General features: G+C 53.5%; 15 protein-coding genes and 1 pseudogene. 8 read left to right on the forward strand and 8 right to left on the reverse strand.

Annotated elements, in window-relative coordinates; translation table 11 throughout:
* Positions 1-411 precede the first annotated feature (411 nt).
* Positions 412-999: pseudogene (locus tag BSF40_RS09385) on the forward strand (IS66 family transposase); the annotation flags it as partial.
* Positions 1,000-1,032: 33 nt separating this feature from the next.
* Here BSF40_RS09385 and BSF40_RS09390 read toward each other — a convergent pair.
* From BSF40_RS09390 to BSF40_RS09400, 3 genes are all read right to left on the reverse strand, one after another.
* Entirely contained in the window at positions 1,033-1,566 is a 534-nt protein-coding gene (locus BSF40_RS09390; RefSeq protein ID WP_095964910.1) for an NUDIX hydrolase, read from the reverse strand.
* Between the two features lie 92 nt (positions 1,567-1,658).
* Positions 1,659-2,510: a universal stress protein gene (locus tag BSF40_RS09395; RefSeq protein WP_095964911.1), complete on the reverse strand. Its 852-nt coding sequence runs from the start codon at positions 2,508-2,510 to the stop codon at positions 1,659-1,661.
* 11 nt (positions 2,511-2,521) lie between these two features.
* On the reverse strand, positions 2,522-4,009 hold the full coding sequence (locus BSF40_RS09400) for a SulP family inorganic anion transporter (RefSeq protein WP_095964912.1): 1,488 nt from the start codon (positions 4,007-4,009) through the stop codon (positions 2,522-2,524).
* A gap of 513 nt (positions 4,010-4,522) precedes the next feature.
* On the opposite strand from BSF40_RS09400, the gene BSF40_RS33490 reads away from it, so the two are divergent.
* The 7 genes from BSF40_RS33490 (at position 4,523) to BSF40_RS09445 (ending at position 12,363) form a co-directional block, all read left to right on the forward strand.
* Positions 4,523-4,867, forward strand: a complete 345-nt coding sequence (locus BSF40_RS33490; RefSeq protein WP_371918071.1) for a Na+/H+ antiporter NhaA — start codon at positions 4,523-4,525, stop codon at positions 4,865-4,867.
* Positions 4,833-5,783: a Na+/H+ antiporter NhaA gene (locus BSF40_RS09410; RefSeq protein WP_371918072.1), complete on the forward strand. Its 951-nt coding sequence runs from the start codon at positions 4,833-4,835 to the stop codon at positions 5,781-5,783. Before BSF40_RS33490 ends, BSF40_RS09410 begins: the two co-directional genes overlap by 35 nt.
* A gap of 196 nt (positions 5,784-5,979) precedes the next feature.
* Positions 5,980-6,465 carry a GNAT family N-acetyltransferase gene (locus BSF40_RS09415; RefSeq protein WP_218195150.1) on the forward strand — a complete coding sequence of 162 codons (486 nt, stop codon included), beginning with the start codon at positions 5,980-5,982 and terminating at the stop codon, positions 6,463-6,465.
* A gap of 1,107 nt (positions 6,466-7,572) precedes the next feature.
* Positions 7,573-8,817: a malic enzyme-like NAD(P)-binding protein gene (locus BSF40_RS09430; protein ID WP_095964914.1), complete on the forward strand. Its 1,245-nt coding sequence runs from the start codon at positions 7,573-7,575 to the stop codon at positions 8,815-8,817.
* Between the two features lie 365 nt (positions 8,818-9,182).
* Positions 9,183-9,944 (forward strand): YoaK family protein, encoded by a 762-nt coding sequence (locus BSF40_RS09435; protein WP_095964915.1) that lies wholly within the window; start codon positions 9,183-9,185, stop codon positions 9,942-9,944.
* 208 nt (positions 9,945-10,152) lie between these two features.
* Positions 10,153-10,983 carry a universal stress protein gene (locus BSF40_RS09440; protein ID WP_095964916.1) on the forward strand — a complete coding sequence of 277 codons (831 nt, stop codon included), beginning with the start codon at positions 10,153-10,155 and terminating at the stop codon, positions 10,981-10,983.
* Between the two features lie 369 nt (positions 10,984-11,352).
* Positions 11,353-12,363: an isocitrate dehydrogenase gene (locus BSF40_RS09445; RefSeq protein ID WP_095964917.1), complete on the forward strand. Its 1,011-nt coding sequence runs from the start codon at positions 11,353-11,355 to the stop codon at positions 12,361-12,363.
* 103 nt (positions 12,364-12,466) lie between these two features.
* Here the strand turns inward: BSF40_RS09445 and map are convergent, their stop codons facing one another.
* The 5 genes from map to dctP form a co-directional block, all read right to left on the reverse strand.
* A complete protein-coding gene (gene map / locus BSF40_RS09450; RefSeq protein WP_095964918.1) occupies positions 12,467-13,255 on the reverse strand; it encodes a type I methionyl aminopeptidase in 789 nt (262 codons plus the stop codon).
* 388 nt (positions 13,256-13,643) lie between these two features.
* Positions 13,644-13,874, reverse strand: a complete 231-nt coding sequence (locus tag BSF40_RS09455; RefSeq protein ID WP_046031598.1) for a hypothetical protein — start codon at positions 13,872-13,874, stop codon at positions 13,644-13,646.
* A gap of 1,687 nt (positions 13,875-15,561) precedes the next feature.
* On the reverse strand, positions 15,562-16,845 hold the full coding sequence (gene dctM / locus BSF40_RS09460) for a C4-dicarboxylate TRAP transporter large permease protein DctM (RefSeq protein WP_095964919.1): 1,284 nt from the start codon (positions 16,843-16,845) through the stop codon (positions 15,562-15,564).
* Positions 16,842-17,474: a TRAP transporter small permease gene (locus BSF40_RS09465; RefSeq protein ID WP_095964920.1), complete on the reverse strand. Its 633-nt coding sequence runs from the start codon at positions 17,472-17,474 to the stop codon at positions 16,842-16,844. Before BSF40_RS09465 ends, dctM begins: the two co-directional genes overlap by 4 nt.
* A 59-nt stretch (positions 17,475-17,533) precedes the next feature.
* Positions 17,534-18,466, reverse strand: a complete 933-nt coding sequence (dctP, locus tag BSF40_RS09470; RefSeq protein ID WP_256589458.1) for a C4-dicarboxylate TRAP substrate-binding protein DctP — start codon at positions 18,464-18,466, stop codon at positions 17,534-17,536.
* Positions 18,467-18,718: the final 252 nt, after the last annotated feature.

Consider the following 18,718-nt stretch of genomic DNA (forward strand, 5'->3'; position numbering starts at 1 on the left):
TGTGTTGCAACACATAACGCCGGTTATGTTGCGGTCTGAGTTATGTTGTGGTGGCAAAGGCGACGCCCCTGAATGGGGTTTTCGGCGTAGAAACCAACACATAAATATGAGCGACACATTACGCGCAGGCAGGCTTGTGACAACACCCCGATTGCTCAGCGCAGTGCTGTTGGCCTCTCTCACGTTCAGCAAACCAGCGATTTCGCTTGGGGCGTGCGTCAGCGGGAATTGAGCAGCAAAGCGATTTTTGAAAAAAACTGATACCCCATGGCAACGAAGGCCGCTAAGACGCTGAAAATTATGTTACGTCGATCACTTACCGCTACTACCGAATAAGCTGATCGGCCCGGCCGGGATCACATAACTCAGGCCGCAACATAACCGCCATTATGTGTTGCAACACATAATGGCGGCTACAAGGCCAGCTTCGAGCTGGGCATCAGCGAAATCGGCTGCATGGCCCATGCACGCCGCAAATTCTTCGACCTGCATGCAGCCAATAAAAGCCAGTTGGCGGAGCAGGCGCTTCACTCGATTGGCGGGTTGTATGAAGTCGAGCGACACGCCAAGGAAATGATCGACGAAGACCGCTGGCGATTACGTCAGGAAACAGCGGTGCCCATCGCTGAAAAACTGCATGAGTGGATGTTGGCCCAACGCGAACTTGTGCCCAAGGGTTCGGCCACGGCCAAGGCCCTGGATTACAGCCTTAAACGCTGGGTAGCGCTGACGCGCTACCTGGAAGATGGTGCTGTGCCCATCGACAATAACCAGATCGAGAATTTGATCCGGCCGTGGGCGCTTGGGCGCTCGAACTGGTTATTTGCCGGGTCGCTGCGCAGTGGAAAAAGGGCGGCGGCAATCATGAGCCTGATCCAGTCGGCGCGTATGAATGGGCACGATCCGTATGCCTATCTCAAGGATGTGCTGATGCGGCTGCCGACACAGCGGGCGAGCGAAATCACGCAATTACTCCCGCAGCATTGGATGCTTGCCTGAGACAGGCTAAGTGGACTTCGCCAAATAGTCAGCTCAAAGGCTGATTGGCATCAACAATTCGGAAGCGACTTTTCTCAGCATGTAGGTTTCGCGCAGAATTGATTGCCCCATCGAAGACTCGTGACGCTGCATGACGGCTTCATTGTGCGTGATGGCTTCATGCAGGTTGATCCAGACAGGCCGCATACCATTAGCGATTTCGTGGCTTTCCATTCTCACGGCCTCTAGCTGGGGCGCTACTTCGCATTGATAAAAATGCGAGGTCATGTGCATCAGATCGTACTGTGGCTTCCAGTAGGGCCGGTACTCCTCGATGTAACCGTAGTGCTGGAGCACCTGTATTTCACGAGCACCCGTCTCTTCCTCAAGCTCACGCTTCAGGCCTGTGACAATGTCCTCGTCACCATCAAGGCCACCTCCAGGAAAGCTGAAGTCGTTATAGCGCTCGGTGAACAACAACAGGATCTGTTCACCCCGCATCACGATGCCGCGTGCTGCATGTCGACGGAATACTCTGCCCTGCTTGGATTTCAGCTCGGGGTGAACAATTTCAGTTATGAGTTGCATGTGGTCTCGTTACGGCAAGATCAGTTAGTCATCGTCCAGGGTGGCCACGGCATTTCCGCAGTTCTGGAAATACTGTGGCCAGTGGAACTGGCTCAGCGAAGCAGCAATACGGGTAAAGTGGATGTTCGCAGCATCGTCGTGGTCGTGCTGCCTACCAGAAACTGCCTGATGCGTGAGTGCCCGTACGCCCCCATGACCAAGAGGTCAATGCCGTGCTCTGCCTGATACGCATGAAGTACCGACTCTACTTCGCCTGGGCGGATCTCGGCATGCACTAGCGGGCCAGAAGAGGCAAGTGTGGTTCGTGCTTTCTCCAGCTCGTTCTGGTTTTCTTCAGAGTCCGTACCAACCATGACGATATGAATTGGCAGGCCTTCGCACAGCGGGCTTGAAGCAAGCATCTGTACGGTCTTGTGGCCTGTAGCGCTGCCGTCAAATGCCACCATGACCGTTTCAGGTTTCCTGAAATGGCTGGTTGTAATCAGGATGGGGCGGTGGATAGTTCGGACTACCGCTTCAATCTGGCTGCCAAGACTTTGGGCACTGCGCGTGCTGTCCTCACCGACTCTTCCAATCACCAGTAATCGAATATCGTCTTGGAGATCGCTCAGGCTCTCGACGAGATGGCCATGGCGCTGCTTCAGATCAGGTGACATGACGCCAGAGATGACTGTTCGCTCGCGAGCTTTTTCAAGCATGTGCTGCCCATGCTCCAAGGCCAGTTTTGCACGCTGCGCATCCAGCGTGGCCAACTCTTCCAGTAGATGTTCTCTGCTACCGAGACCGATATTGCCGCTGAGGTCAGCGGATGCAGGATATTTTTCCTTATCCAGCACATGAAGCAAGGTCAGGGGAGCGCTGAGTCGTTGCGAGGCCCATGCTGCGTAATCGCAGACCGCCAATGAGGATTGTGAGTTATCAATGCATGCCATTACGTGGGTCATTGTCGTTCTCCTTAGTGGCTCATGAGCTTGTCGATGGCACCGGGTTTGTCATGCACGCCGAAGCGGTCAACGATTGTTGCGCTGGCTTCATTGAGACCGAGCACTTCAACCTCAGCGCCTTCACGGCGGAACTTGATCACGACCTTATCCAGCGCTGCGACGGCGGTGATATCCCAGAAATGCGCCTGTGTGAGATCGATGGTGACTTTGTTGAGAGCTTCCTTGAAGTCAAAAACTTCAGTGAACTTGTCCGCAGAGCTAAAGAACACCTGGCCCACGACGTGGTAAGTCCGATGCGATTCCGTCTCTTCCAGAGTGCTCTTGATATCCAGGTAGTGCCCAACCTTATTGGCAAAGAACAGCGAAGCCAGCAGCACACCTACCAGTACGCCGTAGGCTAGGTTGTGAGTGGCCACGACGACCACGACGGTCGCCACCATGACGAGGTTGGTCGACAGCGGATGCTCTTTCAGATTGCGCAAGGAATCCCAGCTAAAGGTGCCGATGGACACCATGATCATCACAGCCACGAGTGCCGCCATAGGGATTTTGGAGAGCCATTCGCCAAGAAATACCACCATCAGCAGCAGGAAAACGCCGGCACACAATGTCGAGAGACGGGTGCGGCCACCAGATTTCACGTTGATGATCGACTGGCCGATCATGGCGCAACCTGCCATGCCGCCAAGCATGCCGGCAGCGATGTTGGCCACACCCTGGCCTTTGCACTCGCGGTTTTTGTTGCTGGTGGTATCGGTAAGGTCGTCGACGATGGTCGCGGTCATCATTGATTCGAGTAGACCCACTACTGCCAACGCAGCCGAGTACGGGAAAATGATGCGCAGGGTTTCAAAATTCAGCGGAACTTCAGGCCAGAGGAAGATCGGGAGCGTATCAGGCAGTTGGCCCATGTCACCGACGGTGCGGATATCCAAACCGAGGTAAATGGCGATGGCAGTCAGCGTCAGAATGCACACCAATGGAGAGGGAATCAGCTTGCCGATTTTCGGTACATACGGAAACAGGTAGATGATTCCCAGGCCCGCAGCGGTCATGGCATAGACATGCCAGGTGACATTGGTCAGCTCAGGCAATTGCGCCATAAAAATCAGAATCGCCAATGCGTTTACGAAGCCGGTGACTACCGAGCGTGAAACAAAGTGCATCAACGAGCCAAGCTTCAGGTAGCCGGCAAGGATTTGAAGTACGCCACATAGTAGAGTCGCGGCCAGCAGGTACTGGAGTCCATGCTCTTTTACCAGTGTAACCATCAGCAGTGCCATGGCGCCTGTTGCCGCTGAGATCATTCCGGGGCGCCCGCCGACAAAGGCGATGACAGCACAGATACAGAAGGAGGCGTAGAGACCGACTTTGGGATCTACCCCGGCGATGATGGAAAAGGCGATGGCTTCCGGGATCAGCGCGAGTGCGACCACCAGCCCCGCGAGCACGTCGCCACGGACGTTGGAAAACCACGTTTGTCTAAGTTTTTGCAGCATAGAAAATATCCAAGGCAAAGCATCGCGCACGCCAAGGGAATGGCGAGCGAATCGATACAAATTCAAATTTTGAGGATTTTTTGCTGTGTGCTTAAGGTGTAAAACCAGGCGTACAGCAGTGCACACCCGCGAGCGAGGCTAGCGGAAGCAGGTTGTTGCGAGGGGGCGTAGCGCTAAGGCGGCGTAGGCTGCCAGTAGATCGTTTGGAGTACAGTCATGCTGATGTTCCTGTAGCTCAAGGGGTATGCGGAGAAGAAATATACAATGAAGCCATCGTCGATTGCGACCCTCTGCCAAGCTCCGCATGAGCTACGTCAGATACAGGCTTATTCAATGGGTATACCTGCGGGCAAGGCTTTGTTTTCCACCCGTTCTTGTCTGAGCTGGCCTGTGTGCTGAGAGGTGAGTTGGCCAGACGGTTACTCCAAGTCAGCTCAGAACACACCCAGCTGTTGGCCATTCATTGACGCTGGCTGATCAAGTTTTTATCACGCTCGAGGTTGGAGGCCCAAGGTGGCAAAATTAAAAGGCGTATCCGGTGCCGCCATCCCTCCAGGGCTCTCCAATGAAGCAGCCGGCGGTGTGGCATTGCTGGGCACCTCTCTCATCGCATTTGTCTTAGCCAACTCTCCTTTCGCTCCCAGCTATTTTGAGTTGCTACATCGCGTCTATCTGGGCCTGTCGTTAGCCCACTGGGTCAATGACGGCCTGATGACGTTGTTCTTCTTGGTCATCGGGCTGCAATTCAAGCGAGAATGGCTGGTTGGGGCATCTGGCCACGTGGGAGAAGCGCGCATTACCTGGCCGTGCGGCGCTGGGTGGCATGGTCCTGCCGGCGCTTATTCTCTGGGGTTTTAATCACTCCCAAAACGAAACACCATTCTTGATGGCTATTCCCACAGCCACGGACCTTGCATTTGCGCTGGCCGTCCTATCGTTACTCGGCGACAGGGTTCCAGCTTCGCTGAAAGTATTCCTAACCGCTGTCGCGATTCTGGATGATCTTGGCGGGGTCATGATCGTTGCCATTTTTCACACTCAGCACTTTTTTGTTCCGATGCTGCTTGCCTCATTGCTGCTGTTAAGCCTGCTTGTAGCGCTGAACAGCAAAGGGATAACACGCCTGCGCCCGTACATACTGACGGGGGTGTTTTTGTGGATTGCTATCGGGTTATCCGGCTTGAGCCCGACACTCACCGGACTCGTATTGGCGTTGTTCTTACCGCTAGGTAACCCAGATAAAAGATCCAGTTCTCTGTTGCGAACCGTTGAAGAAAAGCTCAGCCCTTATGTGACATTTTTGATATTGCCGATTTTCGGTTTTGCCAACGCCGGCCTGTCCCTCAGTGGCATGTCACTGCAAAATTTCACAGCCCCGGTCACGCTGGGTGTCGCGACGGGGCTGCTGATCGGGAAGCAACTGGGTATCTTCGCTGTAGCTGGTCTTGTAGTTGCGCTTGGGCTCGCCAAGCTCCCCGAGAGAAGCAACTGGTTGCAGCTTTACGGGGTTGCGGTACTTGGCGGCATTGGTCTTACAGCGAGACTATTGATCGGCGCCCAGACCGATTCAACGACTTCCCTAGCGATGACTGACGTAAAAAACGGAGTGCTGATGGCTTCTGTTTTGTCTGCGCTATTCGGCGTCTTGATTTTGCGTTCTCGAGCCACTCGTTCAGGCCCATCCAGAGCTCTACATTCCACCTGCGTCCATCACGCAGAGATCAATCATTTACTACGAAGCAGCACTGATCGGCCTTACCAACGAGAAACCTAAACGTCAGGAACACTCATCATAAGCCACAGTCTCTACGCTGTGTAATTGCCTCGATTTGACCACCTGTTTGTATTCGACTTGACCAGTTATTTTCATTCGAATTGACCGTGACACCTTTTATTATGTATCGCACGGCCATATGGCATGCAGTGTAAAATAGATAAAACCAGCATAGACAAAGCCGAGGTTTCGAGTGATGGCTACAGAATTGACAGTTCGAGTAGCACAACAGGACGATCACGAGTGGATTATTGCTGCGAATGGTGACGTCTATGCCACCGAGTTCGGTTTTGACAGGCACTTTCAGGATGGCGTCGCCGAAAAGATGCGCAACTTTCTTGAATTACCAAGTCCATTCAATCGCATCTGGGTTGGATTGGTAGGGGAGAAACGCGTAGCGTCGATAGCGATATCGGAGAGAGCTGACAGCGTGGCATTTCTTAACTTCGTGCTAGTCCTGCCGCAGTTTAGGGGTAAAGGTGTTGGTTCTGCGATGATGACACTCGCTCTTGATCATGCTCGCCAGCACTCGTTTAAGCAGGTGCAGCTAGAAACCTATAGCTGCCTTGTCGACGCAAGGGCGCTTTATGAGCGCCTCAACTTTCGAATGACTGAGGTGATGCCTGGGCAAAAGGCTTATGGGAAGAAATTCGATCTGGAATTCTGGTCGCTGAAACTCTAGGGATTCTACGAGCCACATCTCCGAATGTGCTGAAGTATACCCTCACCACCTGATCCGAGCTGCCCATGAGCCAGATGAGCTTTCCGACTTTGAATATGCCAGCAAGCGCAAGCAGACACGCCGCGAACGGTTCCTCGCCGAGATGGATCAGATAGTGCCCTGTAGCGGTTTACTGGCGTTGATTGAGCCGTATTACCCAAAGGCCGGCGGTGGTCGAAAACCCGCTCAAGCCATCGGCTGACCAATCCTCATTTATTGAGTTTCAATTGTGCTTGATCGCCGTGTACCAGCGACCCCTGCGCCCAAACCTCCCAAGTCACTACGTTGATTATTTGGCAATGCTCGCACTGAACCTCGAATCGATGCCTCGCGTCATCGGGAACGAAATCCATCGTTAGGTCACAGTACGCACAGTCAGACATCCTCTGTTCTTCCTTTTCGCCGTGGCTCATAAAGCAAGCCCCAAGTGAAGCGATAAGCATACCCGTCCTCCCCTTGAATCAGGGTGTTCGACTGGAACAATCGGGGGCAGACCACGGCATTGATGTGAGGGGCCAGCTCCTGGCCGGTTTCTGCCTGCTTACCTGTCGAGTCGTACGGGTATTGCCATTCAAACAGTGCAGGACCTTATTGATTTCAACAGGTACGTTCCAGGATCTACTGAGGAACGCGAATAATGGCTGTAAATGCTGCGCTGGTATTGATTCACGGGCGAATGACCCACGCAGAAGCCCTATGCAACTGGGTCATGAGCTCACGCAATTGTCGAAATACGCGGATCAGATCCAAGAGGTCATGAGAAAACTCTGAATCCTAATGTGCCGCGCTTAGGGCGTGACACCGCTTGGGACATTCGAGCGCGCAAAAAAATGGCCACACGAGGTGGCCTAAGACGGGTTCAAGCATAGGAGGATCTCTATTGACCAACAGATACAGGCCCGCCCTGAAGTCTTAAGGCCAATAGAGTTGGTCCGCTGGCTGACAAACCCCTTCATCAGCAGCGTTCAAGCCGGCAATTTGACCCTGGTCTGTGGGTCAGGATCTCGTTGCCTTGCATTATAATAGTGTTAACATGGCATTGTAATCAACGTCTAATTAGGGGCTCGCATGACTACCGACTTCAAGAAGGCTGCACTGGATTACCATGAATTCCCAACCCCAGGGAAAATCAGCATTGAGCTGACCAAGCCCGCCGACACAGCCGCCCAACTCGCACTGGCGTACAGCCCAGGCGTAGCCGAGCCCGTTCGCGAAATCGCGAAGGATCCGGAGAACGCCTATCGCTTTACTGGAAAAGGGAATCTGGTGGCCGTGATCACCAACGGCACTGCCATTCTGGGCCTCGGCAATCTAGGCCCCTTGGCCAGTAAGCCGGTAATGGAAGGTAAAGCGTTGCTGTTCAAACGTTTTGCCTGCATCGACTCGATCGATATCGAAGTCAATGCTGAGAGTTCCCAGGCCTTTATCGATACAGTCGTGCGCATTGCCGACACCTTTGGTGGTATCAACCTGGAAGACATCAAAGCCCCTGAGTGCTTTGAAATCGAAGAAGCACTGATCGAACAGTGCAGCATCCCAGTCTTCCATGACGACCAACACGGTACTGCTATCGTCACTGCCGCCGGTATGCTCAACGCACTGGAGATTCAGGGCAAAACCCTGGAGAGCGCGAGAATTGTTTGCCTTGGCGCGGGCGCTGCAGCCACTGCCTGCATGCGCCTGCTGCTCAGTCTCGGCGCTCAAAAAAGCAATCTTTACATGGTCGATCGCACCGGTGTCATCCACTCCGCACGAGAAGATCTCAACCAATACAAAGCACAATTCGTAAACGACGGTGGCCCGCGTACGTTGATGGAAGCCATGAACGGTGCTGACGTGTTTGTTGGTCTGTCCGGAGCCAACCTTCTTCCGGCTGAAGCGCTGGCAGCGATGGCTCCCAATCCGATCGTGTTTGCCTGCTCAAACCCCGATCCTGAAATCAGCTACGAGCTGGCCATGGCCACACGTGATGACCTGATCATGGCGACCGGTCGTTCTGACTACCCGAACCAGGTTAACAACGTTCTGGGCTTTCCGTTCATCTTCCGCGGGACCTTGGATGTTCGGGCAACCCGGATCAACGAAGCGATGAAAATTGCGGCGGTGGAAGCACTGCGCCAATTGGCCAAAGAGCCAACCCCTGTGGAAGTACTGCAAGCGTTCAACGTCGATAAGCTTGAGTTTGGGCGCGATTACATTCTTCCCAAAGCACTCGATGCTCGCCTGCTCGGAGCAATAGCCGGCGCAGTGGCCAAGGCCGCTATCGACACCGGCGTTGCGAAGCTGCATTACCCGACGCACTACCCGCTCTAAGCTGACGTCAATCATGCTGATGTGCCGCAGCTGCACGACCTTTTACAAGGTTGGCAGCTGTCGCACTCGGGGATCATCCAGCCGCAGCACGTCCTGAATATCGACAGCCCGCCATTTGCAAGATCATCCGCTCTTGGCAGATCGCGGGGTGAAGCTTTCGGGATCCCCGTCTGCTCCCCCAGCAGGTAATCACCACACAGAGTTGCCATCCCAGGCAATCCTGATCACCGATCAGAAAAAACGACAGTCAGCGGCTTTAACTCTCAACGAGCAGACCAGCCTAAATCGCGAGGACCTGGTGATATCAGATGTGCATAATCGGTTGGCTTTGTTGCTCCTCATACGCTTGGGACTGGGGTGAATAAATGCCGATTAAATACGTTAGGAGCCTCGCCGGGCGAAGACGCACCACAGATGCAAACCGACACCTTGGATTTGCCCTGGCCTTCGTCGCGGGAGCAATCAATGCTGGTGGTTTCCTGGCGGTGCATCAGTACACCTCACACATGACGGGCATCGTTTCTTCGATGGCCGACAACACTGTGCTGGGGGCCTACGACCTGGTGCTCAGTGGTACCGGCGCCTTGTTGTCCTTTCTGGTTGGGGCAGCATGCTCGGCGGTCATGGTCAATTTCTCCCGCCGCAGACGGCTGCACAGCGAGTTTGCAGTGCCACTCTTGTTCGAAGCCTTTTTGCTCATCTGCTTTGGTTTTCTGGGCGCTCGGCTATCCACCGTGGATGGTCTATTCGTGTCCGTCACCGTGATGCTGCTGTGTTTCATCATGGGTCTACAAAATGCAGTGATCACCAAAATTTCCAAAGCCGAAATCCGAACGACGCACATCACCGGCATCATCACGGATATCGGCATTGAGTTTGGAAAACTGTTTTATTGGAATGCCGTCAGCACATCGACACATCCAAAAGTACTCGCCAATCGGACCCGGCTCAAAATACTGATACTACTCGCGCTGAATTTCTTCTTCGGCGGCGTAGTGGGGGCATTTGGGTTCAAGAACATTGGTTACATCTCTACGGTACCGCTCGCGCTGGTTCTGGTGACGCTGGCGATCGTGCCGGCCTTTGACGATGTCAGGCTGCTTGTCCGCCGTGTCATGCGAAAGTGAGCCAATGACTTTTGATGAGTGTGCCGGCAGAGGGCATTCTAGGCGTTGCTATACTGGAATTTAACTACGTCGCAGCGGACTTGGTGCACAGCGGGTAAACCCATTCGTAGGCACGCTAATAGCGATTCTCTCGCTCGAACCAGGCACCTTCGGTTATAGCCTGTGCAATCTTGGTCGATTCTTCAAGATCGCCGAGAAGAGGGTATAGATGACCCACATATTGGCCTGTATCGACAGCGCAGATACTTCTCCGGCGGTTTGCGATTACGCCGCCTGGGCCAGTCTCAACTTTGTATTGCCATTAACCCTCCTGAATGTTGTGGACCGCCCCGCGGGCGAAGAGATACGGCCCGCAAGCCTGGCGCACGTGCTGGAAGCTCTGTCGATGGACGAAAAACGCCATGATCTGGCGTTGAAGCAAGGCTTGATCATGCTGCAAAACGCTCGAGAAAGAGCAATCGCCGATGGCGTAAAGCAGCCAGAACTTCGTCAAAACGACGGAGAACTATTGAGTCGGTTACTCGAGATGGAAACTGACATGCGCTGGATAGTCATGGGAAGACACAGCTCAATCTGTCCCCGACTCAACCAGCTCGAAACCATCATCCATGCCCTGCACAAGCCGATCCTGGTTACCCCTTCCTCCTTCAACCCGCCCCGAAGCCTGATGCTAGCTTATGACGGGAGCGAGGAGACGCACATGGGGGTGGAAATGCTGGCGGCGAGTCCCGCTCTCACAAAACTGCCCGTGCACCTAGTCATGATCGCCGCCAAGACGTCGAAGAATCTGGAGCGACTGGATGCGGCAGAAGCCATTCTGCAATCAGCCGGGTGTGATGTGCGGACCGCTATCCGTGGCGGAAGAGTGGAGCTCGCCTTACAGTCCTATCAGACCGAACACGATATCGGTCTGATGATCATGGGCGCTTTTGGTCATTCGCGAGTCCGCCGATTTTGGCTTGGTAGTACGACTTCAAGAATGATCCGAGCCGCAACTCGTCCGCTTTTATTCCTGCCTAAAAGCTACCTCAACATGTAGCGCAGACGTTCGAACACCTTACCGTCATCAAGATGAAAAACGTTCCTTGCCACCACATATGATTAACATTCTATGTTAATGTCATTCGCATCTTCGACGGAGCAAATGACAGCACGCTTGATCCGGTAGCTCGTCCCGTAACAGCCACACCCTTGAGTAGTTTTGTGCGGTGCGAGATCTGACACCCACTCAGGTCGCTCGTCAATTGATCCGCGATGACCCGTGCAGTCACGGCGCGGAGGATGAAACACAGCACACTGCCGCGGTGAACGCCGTCAGACAGTCAATGCCAATCAGCAGACTCGTGACACCAGTCTCAATGACCCAATCAATACAGCAGGCTGACAACGCGCTGTTAAGGAAGAGACCATGAGAACCATCGCAATTATCAAGGGTGACGGAATCGGCCCCGAAATCATGCAAGCGACACTACGCGTACTCGATGCCCTTGACTGCAATCTTCAGTACGACTTCGTTGAGGCCGGTTTGGAGGCCTTGCAGCAGCATGGGCAACTGATGCCTCCCGTGTCCATCGAGACGATTGCCAAACATGGCGTCGCACTCAAAGGCCCTCTGACAACGCCGATTGGTCGCGGTTTCTCATCGATCAATGTCCACCTTCGCCGCCATTTCGATCTCTACGCCAATGTCCGACCAGCGATCAGTTTCCCAGGGACCCGTTCGCGCTTCGAAGATATCGACATCATCACGGTGCGCGAAAATACCGAAGGAGCGTACCTACCAGAAGGACAAAGTATCTCGGAGGACGGCGAAGTCGCTCTGGCAAGCATTCGTGTCACACGCACCGCTTCCGAACGCATCGTGCGGTACGCGTTCGAGCTGGCTCGTAGCAAAGGTCGTAAAAAAGTTACCGCGGTGCACAAGGCCAATATCATCAAGTCTTGCTCCGGTTTGTTCCTTGAGGTTGCGCGAGAGGTTGCCGCAAGTTATCCGGAAATCGAATTCCACGAGATGATCGTCGATAACGCTTGTATGCAGTTGGTGATGAATCCCCATCAATTCGATGTCATTGTCACCACCAACCTGTTTGGCGACATCCTTTCAGACTTGTGTGCAGGCCTGGTGGGTGGATTGGGCTTGGCGCCTGGCTCCAACATCGGCGCCGATGCGGCCATCTTCGAAGCGGTCCACGGCTCGGCACCGGACATCGCCGGCAAGAACATCGCGAACCCATGTGCATTGTTGTTGGCTGCCGCAGACATGCTTGATTACCTGGGCATGGTGGACAAAGGGACACGCATTCGTACAGCTATCCGCGTTGTGCTGAAAAGCTCCTGTGATCAAGTGACACCCGATATGGGAGGAACCGGTACAACGGAGTCCTTCGCTGACGCCTTGGTTGCCTACCTGCGTGACTAGATAGTGGAGTAATGAAACACACGCTCCACCCGCGTCGCCAGCTCAGTACGAGCTGGCGATTTTCTACCTGTGCTCCAACCTACCAGTAGGACAGTCTGCTGGATTAAATCTTCATACACTCCAAGGGCTGATCCGGCCACGCAGTCAACACCTCAAAGCCATCGCGGGTGACCAAGACCATATGCTTCCACTGGGCCGAGAGCGAAAGATCCTTGGTGATCACGGTCCAGCCATCCCCCAGCGTTCTTACACCGTGCTTTCCAGCATTGAGCATTGGCTCGATTGTGAAGATCATGCCCGGTTTCAGTCTCACGCCTTCACCGGGGTTGCCATAATGACGGACCTGTGGCTCATCGTGGTAAACCATGCCAATGCCATGTCCACAGTAGTCACGTACTACGCTATACCCTTCACGGTGCGCCACGGTTTGAATGGCGTGACCGACATCACCGAGCGGGGCACCAGGGCCTACTGCATGAATGCCGGCACACATCGCCTCATAGGTCGTGTCCACCAGCCGACGAGCCTCTGTGCTTGGCTCGCCGACAAAATACATGCGGCTTGTATCACCGAACCAACCATCCTTGAGCACCGCAACATCAATATTGAGGATATCGCCATCCGAGAGTTCTTTATCTGACGGGATTCCATGGCATACGACATGATTGATGGAGGTGCACAAGGTTTTGGGGAAGCCGTGATAACCGATATTGGCTGGAGTGGCCTTCTGCACATTGACAATATAGTCATGGCAGAGCTTATCAAGCTTATTGGTCGAAACCCCGGGTCTGACATGAGGCGCAATCATGCTCAGAACCTCCGCAGCCAACTTTCCCGCAGTTCGTGACATAGAAATTAGTGCAGGCTTCATAGTGTTACCTTTTACCCTCATTATGAACACCAGAGACTGGTTGGGCGGGTGCTCATTCGCCGAACGCTGTGCAATTGCTGGAACGCAACATGAAAACTAATTGGAATTACCAAGTTCCACAGTACTCTACGGAAGAAAAACAATATTTTGTTATCGTAACTTTAGCGCTAATAGAAAGTCATTAAGTATTATTACTTGTTGCAACCGCGCGTGTAGGCGGACGGCAATGCACGAGGGTATGAGTGCGGAGCTTCAATACGCTCTTTTAGCTTTGCTGCGTAATCTTTTGCACCCTGCTCATCGCGGAATTGAATGCGCCTGGTTCCAATACACACGGACCATAGTTCTTCACTCTGACTAGACAGATACTCGATTCTGACTGACATGACGACACTCCAAGGAAAAAAATTCAAAAATGAATTTCAGCAACCTTGATACCGATTTCTCGCAGCTCATGAATCAAATCATCAAGGTACCGAAAGGGTTCGATTTCTTCGTTGTCATTGACCAAGAAGAAGCTTCTTCCTGCATCCTTTTTAAAAAAGACAATCCACTCCTGGGTATTGGCCGGGTTGGCAATCAAATGGGTATCAAACTGAATGCCTTCAGCGTGTTTGGTTTTTACGTCCTCACGTTTCATACGGGTCTCCAAGCGCTCACAGTATTGCTGTTCTCATGCATGAATTTGCCTCCCGGCAATCGATCAAAAGACCTCGCCCGTGCCTGAAACAAGGGCGGGTGATTGCCTTTCAATTATCACTGGATGATAATATTATGCACATATGACCCCTTGGAGGCTAGTCATGCGCAGGACTGTCGAAGTACCTGAGCCACGTGGGTCCGAGTAGGTCCACCCAATGCCGTGGCTTTGAAGGCGTGCGAGCATGCGGTCGGTTTCCGGCGATAACAGGATTTGCCGGCCAGATAGAGACGACCAAGGGGTACTGATAATAAGTAGCGAGCTATCAATTCTAGGCCTATTGTCTGCGCAGGCTCCGAAATGGCTTACTGGATCGTGATGATTGCCACCTTGAAGAACACATTATTGGCGTCATGCGCAAAGGCATCAGATGAGTACCTCACAGACACGGATCCTCCTTGCTTTTTAATTCAACGCGTACGATTTCTGAATTTTAAGGACCACAATCATCATGCGGAAAACAGAAATTGAGAAGTGCCTCCCGCTTAATGCTCCGACCCTGGAGCCTGGGCAACGACTGTTGGTTTGCCTTGAGCAATGCGTCGTCGTACAACAGCGAGAAACGAAAATTTATCAAGTTGTATTCGACTGCAAATCACCCAAAACAATTCGGATTTTTTGGGCAGAAGATGAGTGGATTTTCATCGGCAGGCATAAGCAAGATGCTGAGAAAAATCTTTCACTGGAGACCTTTGTATCAACGCTAAGAACTGGACTAAAGACTGTCTGACGATAAATACGGTTTTGATTTATTGAGGTAAATCAAGACGCATGCAGTTGACCGTTCACTACTGATTTTTCTTCGCCTGCCCAAGTAGCACAACGATGGGGCTCGAAAGCGCCTGCTCCAATTCGGCAACATGATTCTGGCATTAGGGCTGGCAAGGTATCGTGGTTCTGCACAACCACTCCCATTCGTTCCCGGAAGCTGCGGTTCTTTTTACGAGCTGTAACTCTGACCTGATGAGCGGATTCCGGTCGAACATAAAGATGGGTTTCTACATACTTCGGAGTTTCAGCGATGAGAGTGGGGAAGCGAGATTTTTAACACTGATGGATCGCCTACTACCTCCTTGCTCTGACTGACTTGGGTGCCCTTCGGCAAGCGATCGGGCTCATTATTTTTTAGGCACACAATGCGGCGCGGTAGAGATCACCATATTTTTTTGGTTGAGGTGATACGTCATCTATCGCTGGTCAGCTCGAATACAAACAAGTGGTCAATGGGAATGCAAACGACTGGTCAAGTCGAATGCAAATAGGTGGGCAAGTCTGTGCAATTACCCAGGTGATCGTAACGCCAGTCTTTTGGAGGTATTGATCTACTTTTTTTGAGTCACTAGTAGGGCGTCTACTAGACCGAAGCAACCAGGCTTCGCAAAGCATCTGTGTCGATGTACCGTTTGCCTTAACCAAAGATATTGTTTTGCCCAGATTGTCGGGTTCTGCAGTCGACCGGATGGTTTGCCTTGATACCGTGGTTATTGCTAGGCAAACTGGACAAGGACCAAAGGATTTGGTTCCCCTTCGACAAAAAGCCCGCCAAGTGCGGGCTTTTTGTTTTCTGGAAAATTGTTTAGCTCATGGCAAAAAATGCGTTCGTGAAATGTGGGGCTGAGGCAGAAAGTCAGCTCATGCCCAGCCACTCAGGCAGCACCAGCGAAATCCAGGGCACATAGGTAATCAGCACCAGGAACAGCAGCAGGATCATCAGCCAGGGCATCGCGGCCCTTATGGTTGCGGGCAATGTCATACCGGTCACCGCCGAGGTGACGAACAGGTTCAGGCCCACCGGCGGCGTGATCAGACCGATCTCAAGATTGACCACCATGATGATGCCAAGGTGAATCGGGTCGATGCCCAGTTTCATGGCGATGGGGAAGAGGATCGGCGCCAGGATCAGGATGATGGCCGACGGTTCCATAAAGGCGCCGGCAATCAATAGCACGATGTTCACCACCAGCAGAAACATGACGGGCGTCAGGCCAGCCTCGATGACCCAGGCAGTGATCTGCTGCGGGAGCTGTTCGGTGGTCAGGACGTGGGCGAAGAGCATGGCGTTGGCGATGATAAACATCAGCATGATGCTCAGCTTGGCAGAGTCCAGCAGGACTTTGGGCGTTTCACGAAAGGTCAAGTCCTTGTAGACGAACAAGGCAATGAAGGCCGAGTAAACCGCTGCCACGGCCGCCGCCTCAGTCGGGGTGAACATCCCAGAATAGATACCGCCCAGGATGATGAGCATCAGCAACAGGCCCCACATGGCTTGGCGTGCGGTACCCATCAACTCCCGAAATGTCGCGCGCGGCAAGGCGGGCAGGTTTTTTTTAACGGCGACAATATAGATCGCCACCATCAGCGCTGTTCCCAGCAACAGACCTGGCACCACGCCGGCCATGAACAGCTTGCCGACGGAGGTTTCAGTGGCGGCGGCATAGACCACCATCACGATCGAAGGGGGAATCAGGATGCCCAGGGTCCCGGCATTGCAGATGATCCCCGCGCCAAAGGCTTGCGGATAACCGGAGCGGACCATGCCGGCAATGGCGATTGAACCTACTGCGGCCACAGTCGCCGGACTGGAGCCGGAGAGGGCGGCGAACAGCATGCAGGCCAACACCGCGGCGATGGCCAGGCCTCCGCGAATATGCCCGACACAGGCATTGGCAAAGTCAATCAAGCGACGGGCAACACCACCGGTGGTCATGAAGGCGCCGGCGAGCAGGAAAAACGGAATGGCCAGCAGCGTGTAATGCTCCGAGGTCTCGAACAGCTTGATCGCCAGCGAGCGCACCGAATCGGGACTGAAGAACATGATGGTCAAGGAACCGGCCAGACCGAGGGAAATGGCGATGGGAACGCCGATGAACATCAGGACGAACAGGGCCACGAACAAGAAAGCAATGGTCATGACTTGTCATCCTCGTGCTCGGCGAGTTTCAACGCGTCAGCGGCTTCGTCGGCCAGGCCTAAGCCCGTCTGGCGGTTCTGCAGGATGCGCAGGAGAATTTCAGCGAAGCGGATGAAGACCAAGGCAAAACCCAAAGGGACGATCAATCCGATGTGCCATTGCATGATGCCAAAATGGCCAAGGTCCTCGGCGCCGATGCCTGCATTCATCAGGGTCTGAATCCATTCGAAGCTGGCTACGCTGAGCAGCCCTGCATAGGCCAAGCAGCACAGGCAGGCCATAATGCCTATGTACTTTTGCACCGATCGGCTGGTCAGCCTGACGAGTGCGTCAACACCGATATGCCCGGCCGTGCGCACGCCATAGGCCAGCCCGAAAAAAATCAGCCAGCCAAACAGGGCCTTGGTCAGGGCTGTGCTCCAGGTCATCGCCTGAGCCATCCCCATGATTTCGTCGCCAATGGCGAACAGCGGGACGCTTGCACCTGGCCAACGATCGGCAAGCCAGTAGAAAAGGCTGTAGAAATTGTTGAGGATCACGTAAACGAACGTGATCAAGGTCATGGCGGCCAGAAGGAAGACGATAAAGCCTTCCTCGAAGTGTTCCCAGATTCGCCGAAGCGCTTTCATGGATGGCATCTCACGTCGAGTGACGACTGGCAGGCGCCCCGGCAGCACCTGCCTTGCGATCATTGAGCCTTGTTGGCGGTTTCGGCTGCGGAGATCAGCTCAGGGCCAATATCGCCTTCAAACTTCTTCCATACCGGTTTCATCGCTTCTCGCCATTGCTCGCGTTCTTCCGGTGTCAGGGTGATGATTTCAGTAGTTTTGGCCGCGATTATGCGCTGCTTGTCACCCTCATTGAGTAGTTCCGCTTCCTTGTTCACCTGAGCAGTGACCTCAACAACAATCTTGTCCAGTTCGCTGCGAACGTCCGGTGGCAAGCCGTTCCAGAATTTGGTGTTGGTGATCAGCATGTAATCCAGTACACCGTGGTTGGATTCGGTGATGTACTTCTGCACCTCATGCATTTTCTGGCTGTAGATGTTCGAGTAGGGGTTCTCCGCACCGTTGACCACACCGGTCTGTAGCCCCTGATAAACCTCGGCAAAACTCATTTTGCGTGGATTGGCGCGCACCGCCTTGAACTGTTCTTCAAGCACGGCAGACGCCTGCACCCGGAACTTCAGGCCACGGGCATCGGCGGGGACACGCAGTGGCTTGTTGGCCGATAGTTGCTTCATCCCGTTGTGCCAGTAGGCCAGGCCGGTGATGTTTTTACTTTCCATGGACTTGAGCAGTCCCTGACCCTGCGGGCTCAACTGGAAGCGGTTGACGGCGGCAATGTCATTGAATAGGAAGGGCAGATCGAATAGCTGGAGGGTCTTTGTGTACTGTTCGAACTTGGCCAGGGACGGCGCAATCATCTGCACATCTCCCAGCAACAGCGCTTCCATCTCCTTGCCATCACCAAATAGCGAGGAGTTGGGATAGACCTCGACCTTGACCTTGCCAGGCAAGCGTTCCTCTGCCAGTTTCTTGAACAGCAGGGCACCTTGGCCTTTGGGTGTCTGTTCAGCGACCACGTGCGAGAACTTGATAATTATTGGGTCGGCGGCCATCGCGGTGCTCAGGGATCCGAGGACAAGGGTAAAGGCGAGTGTTTTGCATATTGACTTGAACATTTGGGGGGACTCCTCTTGTTTTTGTTATTCATATGGCTCGATGCATTGAGCACATTTTTAAGTCGGGACAGGAGCAAGTCTAGGCAGTAAATTGTCGTTTGGAGGGTAATAACCAAGAAGATGAATAGTCTTGCTGGGAGATGGTCAGATTGTTGCCGCCGACGAATTTTTCACCCACATTCCGGAATT

The organism is Pseudomonas sp. ACN5 (genome assembly GCF_002303975.1).
Lineage (GTDB): Bacteria > Pseudomonadota > Gammaproteobacteria > Pseudomonadales > Pseudomonadaceae > Aquipseudomonas > Aquipseudomonas laurylsulfatiphila.

Bases quoted from the DNA above. Each gene is read 5' to 3' on its own strand.
- BSF40_RS09400 (WP_095964912.1), bottom strand. From the start codon at position 4,009: ATGCTGCAAAAACTTAGACAAACGTGGTTTTCCAACGTCCGTGGCGAC.
- dctM (WP_095964919.1), bottom strand. From the start codon at position 16,845: ATGACCATTGCTTTCTTGTTCGTGGCCCTGTTCGTCCTGATGTTCATC.
- map (WP_095964918.1), bottom strand. From the start codon at position 13,255: ATGAGGGTAAAAGGTAACACTATGAAGCCTGCACTAATTTCTATGTCA.
- BSF40_RS09435 (WP_095964915.1), top strand. From the start codon at position 9,183: ATGCCGATTAAATACGTTAGGAGCCTCGCCGGGCGAAGACGCACCACA.
- BSF40_RS09395 (WP_095964911.1), bottom strand. From the start codon at position 2,510: ATGACCCACGTAATGGCATGCATTGATAACTCACAATCCTCATTGGCG.
- BSF40_RS09440 (WP_095964916.1), top strand. From the start codon at position 10,153: ATGACCCACATATTGGCCTGTATCGACAGCGCAGATACTTCTCCGGCG.
- BSF40_RS09410 (WP_371918072.1), top strand. From the start codon at position 4,833: ATGGTCCTGCCGGCGCTTATTCTCTGGGGTTTTAATCACTCCCAAAAC.
- BSF40_RS09430 (WP_095964914.1), top strand. From the start codon at position 7,573: ATGACTACCGACTTCAAGAAGGCTGCACTGGATTACCATGAATTCCCA.
- BSF40_RS09445 (WP_095964917.1), top strand. From the start codon at position 11,353: ATGAGAACCATCGCAATTATCAAGGGTGACGGAATCGGCCCCGAAATC.
- BSF40_RS09465 (WP_095964920.1), bottom strand. From the start codon at position 17,474: ATGAAAGCGCTTCGGCGAATCTGGGAACACTTCGAGGAAGGCTTTATC.
- BSF40_RS09415 (WP_218195150.1), top strand. From the start codon at position 5,980: ATGGCTACAGAATTGACAGTTCGAGTAGCACAACAGGACGATCACGAG.
- BSF40_RS09390 (WP_095964910.1), bottom strand. From the start codon at position 1,566: ATGCAACTCATAACTGAAATTGTTCACCCCGAGCTGAAATCCAAGCAG.
- dctP (WP_256589458.1), bottom strand. From the start codon at position 18,466: ATGGCCGCCGACCCAATAATTATCAAGTTCTCGCACGTGGTCGCTGAA.
- BSF40_RS09455 (WP_046031598.1), bottom strand. From the start codon at position 13,874: ATGAAACGTGAGGACGTAAAAACCAAACACGCTGAAGGCATTCAGTTT.